This is a genomic window from Microbacterium halotolerans (assembly GCF_003569805.1).
Lineage (GTDB): Bacteria > Actinomycetota > Actinomycetes > Actinomycetales > Microbacteriaceae > Microbacterium > Microbacterium halotolerans.
Genome location: NZ_KZ984051.1, coordinates 634,578 through 646,630, shown reverse-complemented (window position 1 = coordinate 646,630; position 12,053 = coordinate 634,578). Strand labels below are relative to the sequence as shown.

At 65.8% G+C, this 12,053-nt stretch carries 8 protein-coding genes and 2 tRNA genes; 9 read left to right on the top strand and 1 reads right to left on the bottom strand.

Annotated features, from left to right (window positions below; genetic code table 11):
- Window positions 1-3 precede the first annotated feature (3 nt).
- The 9 genes from dnaA (at window position 4) to DZG09_RS02885 (ending at window position 10,606) form a co-directional block, all read left to right on the top strand.
- Window positions 4-1,422 carry a chromosomal replication initiator protein DnaA gene (gene dnaA / locus DZG09_RS02925; RefSeq protein WP_119696207.1) on the top strand — a complete coding sequence of 473 codons (1,419 nt, stop codon included), beginning with the start codon at window positions 4-6 and terminating at the stop codon, window positions 1,420-1,422.
- A 728-nt stretch (window positions 1,423-2,150) separates the two neighbouring features.
- On the top strand, window positions 2,151-3,293 hold the full coding sequence (gene dnaN, locus DZG09_RS02920; protein WP_119696206.1) for a DNA polymerase III subunit beta: 1,143 nt from the start codon (window positions 2,151-2,153) through the stop codon (window positions 3,291-3,293).
- 95 nt (window positions 3,294-3,388) lie between these two features.
- A complete protein-coding gene (recF, locus tag DZG09_RS02915) occupies window positions 3,389-4,600 on the top strand; it encodes a DNA replication/repair protein RecF (RefSeq protein WP_119696205.1) in 1,212 nt (403 codons plus the stop codon).
- Complete coding sequence (locus DZG09_RS02910; protein WP_119696204.1) at window positions 4,593-5,087, top strand: DciA family protein; 495 nt, start codon at window positions 4,593-4,595, stop codon at window positions 5,085-5,087. Before recF ends, DZG09_RS02910 begins: the two co-directional genes overlap by 8 nt.
- Before the next feature lie 191 nt (window positions 5,088-5,278).
- Window positions 5,279-7,336, top strand: a complete 2,058-nt coding sequence (gene gyrB, locus DZG09_RS02905; protein WP_119696203.1) for a DNA topoisomerase (ATP-hydrolyzing) subunit B — start codon at window positions 5,279-5,281, stop codon at window positions 7,334-7,336.
- Between the two features lie 32 nt (window positions 7,337-7,368).
- Entirely contained in the window at window positions 7,369-9,933 is a 2,565-nt protein-coding gene (gyrA, locus tag DZG09_RS02900) for a DNA gyrase subunit A (RefSeq protein WP_119696202.1), read from the top strand.
- Window positions 9,930-10,328 (top strand): DUF3566 domain-containing protein, encoded by a 399-nt coding sequence (locus tag DZG09_RS02895; RefSeq protein ID WP_119696201.1) that lies wholly within the window; start codon window positions 9,930-9,932, stop codon window positions 10,326-10,328. Before gyrA ends, DZG09_RS02895 begins: the two co-directional genes overlap by 4 nt.
- A 109-nt stretch (window positions 10,329-10,437) precedes the next feature.
- Window positions 10,438-10,511 (top strand) — tRNA-Ile (locus tag DZG09_RS02890).
- 22 nt (window positions 10,512-10,533) lie between these two features.
- Window positions 10,534-10,606 (top strand) — tRNA-Ala (locus tag DZG09_RS02885).
- Window positions 10,607-10,983: 377 nt separating this feature from the next.
- Here DZG09_RS02885 and DZG09_RS02880 read toward each other — a convergent pair.
- Entirely contained in the window at window positions 10,984-12,015 is a 1,032-nt protein-coding gene (locus DZG09_RS02880) for a LacI family DNA-binding transcriptional regulator (RefSeq protein ID WP_119697351.1), read from the bottom strand.
- Between the last annotated feature and the right edge of the window lie 38 nt (window positions 12,016-12,053).

The window sequence follows — 12,053 nt, the reverse complement described above, 5'->3', positions numbered from 1 at the left end:
GAAATGACGACGCAGGAGGTGCCGGACGTACCGGTCTGGAGCCGGGTTCTGGCCGAGCTGCAGACAGATGATCGCGTCACGCCCCAGATGCACGGCTTCCTCAGCCTCGCGATCCCGCAGGGAGTCATGGGCGGCACCGTCTACGTCGAGGTCCCCAATGACCTCACCGCCGCGCAGATCAACAAGCGCATGCGCGCGCCGATCATGGAGGCTCTCTCCACCGTGGGCGAACAGGTGCACACCTTCCGCGTCGCGGTGAACCCCGAGATCATCGACACGTACGACGAACCGCACCCGACGCCGCAGCAGACCGAGACAGCACCGCGACCGGTCGCCGACAATCCGACACCGCCATCCGGGTCCGCGCCAGCTGCACCGTCGACGGCGAGCCGCGGCGAGACTCGACTGAACCCCCGTTATACGTTCGACAACTTCGTCATCGGCCAATCCAACCGCTTCGCGCACGCCGCGGCGGTCGCAGTCTCCGAGGCGCCGGCGAAGGCGTACAACCCGCTCTTCATCTACGGCGACTCCGGGCTCGGCAAGACGCACCTGCTGCACGCGATCGGCGACTATGCCCTCGGCATGTTCGAGGGCATGCGGGTGCGGTACGTGTCGAGCGAGGAGTTCACGAACGACTTCATCAACTCGATCGCCAACAACCGCGGCGCAGCGTTCAACGCCCGCTACCGCGAGGTCGACATCCTGCTCATCGACGACATCCAGTTCCTGCAGGGCCGCGCCGAGACGCAGGAGGCGTTCTTCCACACCTTCAACACGCTGCACGATCACGACAAGCAGGTCGTGATCACCAGCGACGTGGCTCCTCGTCTGCTCACCGGCTTCGAGGACCGGATGCGCAGCCGGTTCGAATGGGGCCTGATCACCGACGTGCAGGCGCCCGACCTCGAGACGCGCATCGCGATCCTCCGCAAAAAGGCGCAGGCCGAGCGGCTCTCAGTACCGGATGACGTGGTCGAGTACATCGCGAAGAACGTCTCGACCAACATCCGCGAGCTCGAGGGTGCGCTGATCAGGGTCACCGCGTTCGCGAACCTGAACCGCTCGGAGGTGGACGTACCTCTCGCGCAGACGGTGCTGCGCGACATCGTCGACCAGGCCGAGGACAACGTCGTCTCACCGACGGACATCATCACGACCACGGCGGACTACTTCAAGCTCACGGTCGACGACCTCTACGGCTCATCCCGCTCGCAGTCCATCGCCCAGGCGCGTCAGATCGCCATGTACCTGTGCCGCGAACGCACGAATCTCTCGCTGCCGAAGATCGGCCAGCTGTTCGGCGGCCGCGACCACACCACGGTGATGTACGCGTGCCGCAAGATCGCCGACCTCATGAAGGAGCGCCGCTCCATCTACAACCAGGTCTCCGAGATCACCACCCAGCTCAGCAAGCGATAGGCACCGCGCTCCTCCGGACCGGTCGCAGGGACGCGCCCGACCACAGGGCGGGGGAAGCCGTGCATCCGAGAGCGCGACGCCGCTCATGGGGCTCAGAATCGCGCACAGCGGGCGTTCTCGGCGTTCCTGGAACTTTCCACAGGCGTTTCCGCCACGATGCGGCGGCGGAAACGTGCGCGCAGAGGGCGTCCGGGGCTGAGACGGCCTCTGAAAGCGATTCTGGGTCTGTCACGCGCTGCGTGGGCCCTCACTCGGCCTGCGCTCCGAAGACCCGCCCCGGGGACACGTGCGGCGAACGGCATGTGACGTATGCCGGAACTCAACCTTGACAGGGGATGACGCTCAGCCGTATAAACCGCTCTCCCCAGTGTGGAAAGCCTGTGGATAACTGTGGAGACACGCGAATCGGCCTGTGAGTGACACGCTGAGCGAGTGTGGACCGCGCTGTGACATCCGATTCCGCGCATATGGCGACGCTCACGAATCATCCGCAGCCGCTCCACAGCTCACACAGATGTAGTTCCTTACTCGCAACCGGCCTCCACAGAGTTATCCACATTATCCACAGCTGTGAGGATCACTACAGAGAAGTTCTCTTAGAGGGGCTCAATCCGATGACCTCGTCGATCCGAACCCGAATCACACGAATCGGCTGTTCGCACTAGCATGGGATTCCCACGCAGGCCGAGGCACGGCAGACCCCAAGCGTGGGAGCGAAGGGATACCCAGTGAAGTTCCACGTGAACCGCGACGTGTTCAGCGACGCTGTCTCGTTCGTCGTCAAGCTTCTGCCCCAGCGGAACCCCCAGCCGATCCTCGCCGGTGTGCTCATCGAGGCAACAGAGAACGGCGAACTCTCGCTGTCGGCTTTCGACTACGAGGCTTCCGCCCGAACAACCATCAGCGCCACCATCGACGAGCCAGGCACGATCCTCGTGCACGGCCGGCTGCTGAGCGACATCGCCAGCCGGCTGCCCAACGCGCCGATCCAGATCTCGACGGAGGAGGACGGCGGCGTCTCCCTCACCTGCGGCTCCGCCAGCTTCGCGCTCGCATCCATGCCCGTCGAGGAATACCCCGCTATCCCGGAGGTCACAGGCGAATCGGGCCTGGTGCCCGGCGAGGACTTCGCCACTGCCATCGCGCAGGTGGGCTTCGCCGCATCGAAGGACGACGTCACTCCGGTGCTCACGGGTGTGCAGCTCGAGGTGAAGGAGAACCAGCTCAGCCTCGTCGCCACCGATCGGTACCGCGTCGCGCTGCGTGACATCGACTGGGACGGCGGACAACAGGATCAGGCCGCTCTGGTACCCGCCCGCACCCTGCAGGAGGTCGGAAAGACCTTCTCGCACGGCGAGAACATCTCGATCGCCTTCTCGGGGACTGGTGACCGGGAGATCATCGCGTTCACGTCGGGCAACCGCACCGTCACGTCGCTGCTGATCAAGGGCAACTTCCCGCCGGTCCGTCGGCTGTTCCCCGAGCAGACGGAGCACTACGCCGTGGTGAACACTGCCGACTTCGTCGAGGCGGTGCGCCGCGTCGCTCTCGTGCTCGACCGTTCCGCACCGCTGCGTTTCACGTTCGCCGACCAGTCGGTGACGATGGACGCATCGGGCGGCGACCAGGCCCGCGCATCCGAGACGGTCGACGCGCACCTGCAGGGCGAGGATGTGACGATCGGGCTCAACCCGCAGTATCTGCTCGAGTCGCTCGGCGCCGTGAAGAGCCCGTTCGTGCGCGTGACGTTCACGTCGAGCGACAACGCGAACAAGCTCAGTCCCATCCTCGTCACCAGTCAGACCTCGGTCGACGAGGCGGCGAAGGACTCCTTCAAGTACCTTCTCCAACCGAACCTGTTGCTTCGCTGAGCCGGCTGCGCTTGTCGTCGGCACGTACTCATGACCGTGCTCGCTCGACTCAGTTCAGCGAGTCGGATGTCGGGTGTCATCGTTAGGGTTACCGCGTGATCGTCGAGCACCTCAGCCTGAAGGACTTCCGCAACTATGCGGAGGCCGAGCTGGCGCTCGGGGCGGGGCCGAATGTGCTCGTGGGGCGGAACGGTCAGGGCAAGACGAACCTCGCCGAGGCGATCGCGTATCTCGCCACGCTGGGTTCGCATCGGGTCTCCGCCGATGCCCCGCTCGTGCGGGAGGGACAGGACGCCGCATTCGTACGGGCCAGGCTGCGCCACGGGGTGCGGACGGTGACGCTCGAGCTGCAGATCAACAAGCAGGGCGCGAACAAGGCACGGATCGGCGGCACGTCGGTGCGCCCCGGGGAGCTGCCGCGCTATGCGCAGGTCGTGCTGTTCGCCCCGGAGGATCTGCAGATCGTGCGGGGTAACCCGTCGGAGCGGCGCAAGTTCGCCGATCAGCTGCTGATCCAGCGCACGCCGCGCATGGCGGCGGTGCTGTCGGACTACGACCGCACGCTGAAGCAGCGCACGACGCTGCTGAAGTCGGCCAGGGCCCGCGGCATGAAGGCATCCGCTCTCCCCACGCTCGACGTATGGGACGACAAGCTCGTCGCTCTCGGCTCGGAGATCATCGACGCGAGGGTGAAGATGGCCGAGGATCTGCAGGCGCCGCTCGCGCGCGCATACGAGGGTGTCGCCGGCGCCGATCACCGGCCGGAGCTGTCGTGGACGCTCTCGATCCACGGCGCCGATCCGGAGGAGGGCGACGACGCCGAAGGCGAAGCGGAGGGACCGACCGCTGCGCAGTTCCGAGCGGCGCTCGCTCAGAGGCGCTCCGCCGAGTTCGAACGTGGGCTGAGCCTGGTCGGTCCGCACCGCGACGATCTGCTGCTGCGAGTGCGAGGGCTGCCCGTGAAGGGATACGCGTCGCACGGCGAGAGCTGGTCGATGTCGTTGGCGCTGCGCCTGGCCGCATCCGATCTGCTGCGCCGGGAGTCGCAGGGCGGCGATCCGATCCTGATCCTCGACGATGTGTTCGCCGAACTCGACGCCGATCGCCGTGCCAGGCTGGCGGGAGTCGTCGCCGACTACGAGCAGGTCGTCGTGACGGCAGCTGTCGCCGGCGACGTGCCCGAGCCGCTGCGCGGCAGCGCCATCCGGATCGATCACGGTCGCGTTCTCGGCCCGCTCGTCGATGATCCCCCCGCCGAAACGGCGGACGCGACGCATCCGGCTGACAGGGGCGGCGACGATGGCTGACACGCCCGAGCTTCCAGAAACGCTGGCGACCTACCTGAGGCTGCGGGGTCTGGAGCCGTCGAAGTACGCCAAACGGTCGCGGCGCCGAAAGCGCAGCACCGAGGACGACGGCAACCAGCCGTTCATGGCCGGGCGCGACCCGAAGCCCCTCGGCGACGCCCTCGACAAGCTGACGCAGCAGTCGGGCTGGAGCGGGCAGCTGGCAAAGGAGGATCTGGTGAGGCGCTGGGAGGACGTGGCTGGCACCGAGACCGCGCAGCACTCCGAGCCGACATCCCTCATGAACGGCACCCTCACGATCCAGTGCGACTCGACGGCGTGGGCGAAGAATCTGCAGTTCATGCGAGCGCACATCCTGACCCAGATCAGCACGCGGTTCCCCGAGGCAGGCGTCGACGCGGTCCGCTTCGTCGGCCCCGACGCGCCGAGTTGGAAGTGGGGCCCGCGCACGGTGCCCGGCCGCGGCCCGAGGGACACATACGGGTGAGAGACCTCGTCGCGAACGGCGGGGGTGATCCGGATTGCTCTGCGGGCCTGTAGCGGCGATAAGGGGCCGGTGAACCATCGGGGCCCGGGGAGCGCGGTTTTTCTCGCGCCTAAGGGCCCGTCTGTGCCCTGTGGAAGCCATCCACCAGGTAAGCTGGACCTCGGTTCCCACCGAGATCGGAGTACCTATTCATGACGAGCGACACCCCGCAGAGCGAGCCCGAAAACGCTGCAGGGGGTGACGCCGCCCCGGCGGACGCCGGCCAGCACGAGTACGGGGCCGACAGCATCCAGGTGCTCGAAGGGCTGGAAGCCGTTCGCAAGCGGCCCGGCATGTACATCGGGTCGACAGGGCCGCGCGGTCTGCACCACCTGGTGTACGAGATCGTCGACAACTCCGTCGACGAGGCGCTTGCCGGATACTGCGACGTCATCACCGTGACGATTCTCGAGGACGGCGGCGTGCGCGTCGTCGACAACGGACGAGGAATCCCGGTCGACAAGCACAAGACCGAGAACAAGTCGACGCTCGAGGTCGTGCTGACGGTGCTGCACGCCGGCGGCAAGTTCGGCGGCGGCGGGTACGCGGTCTCCGGCGGCCTGCACGGCGTGGGCTCGTCGGTCGTGAACGCGCTGTCGAGCCGGCTCGACGCGGTCGTGAAGACCAAGGGCAACGTCTACCGGCAATCGTTCTCGGGCGGCGGGTTCCCCGAAGGGGAAGTCGCCAAGGGCGAGGAGACGAGTGAGACCGGCACAACGATCACGTTCTGGCCGGATCCGGAGATCTTCACCGAGACCGTCGAGTTCGAGTACGAGGTGCTGCGCACGCGGTTCCAGCAGATGGCGTTCCTGAACAAGGGACTGCGCATCGAACTGTACGACGAGCGGCCGGAGTCGACCGAAGAGGTCGAGACCGAGGAGGGCGCGCCGGAGTCTCAGCAGCGCCACGACGTGTTCATGTACGAGCGCGGGCTGATGGACTACGTCGACTACATCAACACGTCCAAGAAGGTCGAGCGCGTCCACGAGGACATCATCGACTTCGAGTCGGAGGACACCGAGCGACACATCGCGCTCGAGGTCGCGATGCAGTGGACGACGTCGTACAGCGAGAATGTGCACACGTACGCCAACACGATCAACACGCACGAGGGCGGCACGCACGAGGAGGGCTTCCGTGCGGCGCTGACGTCGCTGGTGAACCGATACGCTCGCGCGAACAGCCTGCTCAAGGAGAAGGACGACAACCTCACCGGAGACGACGTGCGAGAAGGGCTCACCGCAGTCATCTCGGTGAAGCTCTCCGAGCCGCAGTTCGAGGGGCAGACGAAGACGAAGCTCGGCAACACCGAGGCGAAGACGTTCGTGCACCGCATCGTGAACGAGCAGCTCGCCGACTGGTTCGAGCGCAACCCCCAGCAGGCGAAGAACGTGATCCGCAAGGCGATCGACGCGGCGAGTGCCCGTCTCGCCGCACGCAAGGCGCGCGAGACGGCCAGGCGCAAGAGCGTCTTCGAGTCGGCCGCGATGCCGGACAAGCTGAAGGACTGCACGAGCAAGGACCCATCGATCAGCGAGATCTTCCTCGTCGAGGGTGACTCGGCCGGCGGCTCGGCTGTCGATGGCCGCAACCCCACCACGCAGGCGATCCTGTCGCTGCGCGGCAAGATCCTGAACGTCGAGCGGGCGCGCATCGACAAGGCACTGGGCAACAAGGAAGTCCAGGCGATGATCCAGGCCTTCGGCACGGGCATCGGCCCCGAGTTCGACATCGGGCGGGCCAGGTATCACAAGATCGTGCTGATGACCGACGCCGACGTCGATGGCCAGCACATCACGACGCTGCTGCTGACGCTGCTGTTCCGCTACATGCGCGGACTGATCGAGGCGGGCTACGTCTTCCTGGCGATGCCACCGCTGTACCGCCTGAAATGGACGAACGCCGATCACGAGTACGTGTACTCGGATCGGGAGCGCGATGCGTTCATCGAGGAGGGCCAGGCGCGCGGATGGCGTCTGCCGAAGAGCAACGAGGGCGGCGTCCAGCGATACAAGGGTCTCGGCGAGATGAACGCCTCGGAGCTGTGGGAGACCACGATGGACCCGGAGACCCGCACGCTGCGTCGGGTGACGATCGAGGATGCGGCGGGAGCCGACGAGATCTTCTCCGTGCTGATGGGCGACGACGTCGAGTCGCGCCGCGGATTCATCCAGCGCAATGCCAAGGACGTCCGGTTCCTCGACATCTGATCGACGGCCGGTAGCGAAGAGAGACAGAACACATGAGCGACGAAACGCGCCCTGACCCGAACGCGGGCCACAACCACGGCCGCATCGATCAGGTCGACCTGCAGTCGGAGATGCAGCGCAGCTACCTCGACTACGCGATGAGCGTCATCATCGGGCGAGCGCTGCCCGATGTCCGCGACGGCCTGAAGCCGGTGCATCGCCGTGTCATCTACGGCATGTACGACGGCGGGTACCGGCCTGACAAGTCGTTCTCGAAGTGCGCTCGCGTCGTCGGCGAGGTTATGGGCCAGTACCACCCGCACGGTGACAGTGCGATCTACGACACCCTTGTGCGTCTGGTGCAGCCCTGGGCGATGCGCTATCCGATGGCGACGGGGCAGGGGAACTTCGGCACGCCGGGCAACCAGGGAGCAGCGGCGCCCAGGTACACCGAGACGAAGATGGCCCCGCTCGCGCTCGAGATGGTGCGCGACATCGACGAGGACACCGTCGACTTCGAGGACAACTACGACGGCCGAGCGCAGGAGCCGACCGTGCTGCCAGCGCGGATACCGAACCTGCTGGTGAATGGGTCTGTCGGCATCGCCGTCGGCATGGCGACGAACATCCCGCCGCACAACCTGCGCGAGGTCGCAGACGGGGCCCTCTGGGTGCTCGAGAACCCCGACCTGCCGCGTGAGGAGCTCCTTGCGGGCGTGATGCAGCGGATCCCGGGGCCTGATTTCCCGACGAAGGCCCACATTCTGGGCACGAAGGGCATCCAGGAGGCCTACCGCACCGGACGCGGCTCCATCACGATGCGCGCTGTCGTGAACGTCGAGGAGATCCAGGGGCGCACCTGCCTCGTGGTCACCGAACTTCCGTACCAGGTCAACCCCGACAACCTCGCCGTGAAGATCGGCGAGCTCGCGCGCGAGGGGCGCGTGCAGGGCATCGCGGACATCCGGGATGAGACATCCGGGCGTACCGGCCAGCGCCTCGTGGTCGTGCTCAAGCGCGACGCCGTGGCGAAGGTCGTGCTGAACAACCTCTACAAGCACACGGACCTGCAGACGAACTTCAGCGCGAACATGCTCGCGATCGTCGACGGCGTGCCGCGCACGCTCCCGCTGGATCGCTTCATCACGCTGTGGATCGCGCACCAGCTCGAGGTCATCGTGCGCCGCACGCAGTTCCGCCTGCGCAAGGCGGAGGAGCGCATGCATGTGCTGCGGGGATACCTCAAGGCGCTCGACGCGCTCGACGAGGTGATCGCGCTCATCCGGCGCTCGCCGACCGTCGATGAAGCGCGCGAGGGGCTGAGGGACCTGCTCGACATCGACGACGTCCAGGCCGATGCGATCCTGTCGATGCAGCTGCGTCGGCTGGCGGCGCTGGAGCGGCAGAAGATCATCGACGAGGCGAACGAGCTCGAGGCGAAGATCGCCGACTTCAAGGCCATCATCGCAAGTGATGCACGCCAGCGCGAGATCGTCAAGATCGAGCTGACGGGCATCGTCGACAAGTACGGAGACGAGCGTCGCACCCAGATCCTGATGGGCTTCGACGGCGACGTGTCGATGGAGGACCTCATCGCGGAGGAGGAGGTCGTCGTCACGATCACCCGCGAGGGCTACGTCAAGCGCACGCGCAGCGACAACTACCGCTCGCAGCATCGCGGCGGCAAGGGCGTGCGCGGTGCGCAGCTGAGGGCCGACGACGTGGTGGAGCACTTCTTCGTCAGCACGACGCACCACTGGCTGCTGTTCTTCACCAACACCGGTCGCGTGTATCGAGTGAAGGCGTACGAGCTGCCGGAGGCCGGGCGCGACGCCAAGGGCCTGCACGTGGCGAACCTGCTGGCCATGCAGCCGGATGAGCAGATCGCCGAAGTCATCGAGATGCGCAGCTATGAGGATGCCGAGTACCTGGCACTCGCCACGCGCAACGGCCTAGTGAAGAAGACCCGCCTGAGCGAGTACGACTCGAACCGCCAGGGCGGCATCATCGCCATCAACCTGCGCGAGGGCGACGAACTCGTCGATGCGATGCTGGTGAACGGTGACGACCACATTCTGCTGATCACGGAGCGGGGCATGTCGCTGCGGTTCGACGCGAGCGATGAGTCCATCCGGCCCCTGGGGCGGGCGACGAGCGGTGTGAAGGGCATCTCGTTCCGCGACGGCGACAACCTGCTTTCGGCATCCGTGGCAAGAGACGACACGTACGTGTTCACGGTGACGGACGGCGGCTACGCCAAGCGCACCGGCATCGACGACTACCGCCTGCAGGGCAGAGGCGGCATCGGCATCAAGGCGCTGAAGATGAACGACGATCGCGGGCTTCTCGCCGGCGGCCTGGTCGTGCAGGAGACGGACGAGGTTCTGGTGGTTCTCGCCAAGGGCAAGGTGGTACGCTCGGCCGTTGCCGAGGTCCCCGTGAAGGGGCGTGACACGATGGGCGTGCTGTTCGCACGGCCTGACAAGAACGACAAGATCCTGGGAATCGCCCGCAACAGCGAGCGCGGACTGGGTGAAGACGACGAGGCGGCGGACGAAGATCCGGATGCCGCTGAGACCTCAGCTCCCGAGACCACCGAAGAGAGCACGGACGAATGAGCACGGTAGCCGACAAGCTGGCACAGAAGAGCTCGCGCAAGCCGCGATCGAAGCAGGTGCGCCTGCGCCTGGTGTACATCGACTTCTGGTCGGCCATCAAGCTGTCGTTCCTGGCAGCGATCGTGGTCGCGATCGTGACCGTGGTGTCGTTCTTCCTGATCTACATGATCATCGACACGATGCACATCATCGACCAGCTCGACGAATTCATCGCGGGCTTTGCGGACATCCAGATCGCGTCGTTCATCGGCCTGCCGCAGGTGATGGCGTTCGCCGGCGTCCTCGCCATCCTGAACCTCATCGTGGTGACCGTTCTCGGCGCCGTGATGGCCGGAATCTACAATCTCGCAGTCAAGGTCTCCGGCGGTCTGCTGGTCGGATTCACCTCCAACTGATCCTCGCTGCGCGGTGCGACACGGCCGGGAGGCGCACGATTCGCACCGCGCAGGATCATTGGGTAAACTCTTGTAGGTTGATCGGTGAGAGCCGAGACGCCATCACTACGGGGCTATAGCTCAGGCGGTTAGAGCGCTTCACTGATAATGAAGAGGTCCCAGGTTCAAGTCCTGGTAGCCCCACCCTCCAATTTCATACCCGCACGGGGCCTTAGCTCAGTTGGTAGAGCGCCTGCTTTGCAAGCAGGATGTCAGGAGTTCGAATCTCCTAGGCTCCACTCGAGGACTTTGAGACAGTGACTCGTAAGGAAGGCCCCGCGTCACGCGGGGCTTTCTGCTGTGCGGGGCACGTGTCTGGTCGCCGGCGTGCACGAAGCGTCCGCAGCAGCCACGAGCCTGCCATGACAGAACCCGGCCGGGCCGCACAGATCTCAGACGATCTCGCACTTGAGGGCGAGATCGAACCCATGGTCGTCGTGGTGATGGGCGACGGCGACACCCCGAACGCTTAGAAGGAGGTGCTCGGCAGCCCGATCGCGCAACGACTCCGACGCCCTGGGTCCACGACTGCTGCACAGCTCGGACGTCCGGCAGAAGTCGCTGATCGACTTGCTGCCGAACCTGTTCGTCTCGGGAACGGTTCCTCGTTCACTCCCTAGCGGCCGTTGACGGGAAACCCGGTCGACTCGCGCCGAATGATTCTGTAGTCGGGTTTGACGGTGCGGGGTCGCTGGCCGTGCGCCTTGTTCTCGATCCGCTCGATGAGCATGTCGACGGCGTCGGTCGCGATCTGATCGCGGCCGACGTCGACGCTCGACATCGACGGAACGGTGAACTGCGCCTCGTCGATGTTGTCGAAGCCGATCACCGCGACGTCCTCGGGCGTGCGCAGCCCGGCTTCGCCGAGCGCGCGGAGAGCGCCGAGCCCCAGCGAGTCGTTGAGCGCGAAGACCGCGTCGAACCCGATGCCGTCGCGGAGCAGGTCTCGGATCGACATCGCACCTGTGTCCCGACTCCAGTGCGATCCGTGGCGAATGAGGTCCGGATCGACCGGGATGTTCGCGCCTTCGAGCGCCTGGAGATAGCCCGCAACCCTGAGCCTGGCGGAACTCGCCTCGTCGTCCGCATCGTGTTCCGCTCCGATGACGGCGATCCGGCGTCTTCCGATGTCGATCAGGTGCTCGACCGCCGCGCGAGCGGACGAGGTGTTGTGCATGGCGACGTGGTCGGTCGGTCCGCCGAAGATGCGCTCGCCGAGCAGTACCAGGGGAAACGCCGTATCGAGGAGAGGGGCGTCCGATTGCCCCAACGCGACCGGGCTGAAGAGCAGTCCGTCGGTGAGACGAGCCCGTTTGTCGGTGAGGACCTCGATCTCGCGGTCACGCTCGCCGCTGGTCTGTTCGACGAGCACGCTCAGCCCATGACGGTCGGCCGCTCGGATGACCGCATCGGCGAGCTCGGCGAAATAGTTCTCGCGAAGGGCCGGCACGGCGAGGCCGATCACACCGGTGCGGCCTGATCGGAGGCCGCGGGCGGACATGTTCGGGCGGTAGCCCAGTTCGTCGATCGCCGCGCGAACGCGTTCTCGTGTGGAGGGGCGGACGTGCGGGTGCTCATGGATGACGTTCGAGACAGTCTTCATCGACACGCCCGCGAGCTGCGCGACGTCCTGCATTGTCGATGCCATCACGCTCCCGTTGCCGTCTCCACCGCGTTCCGCTTCGC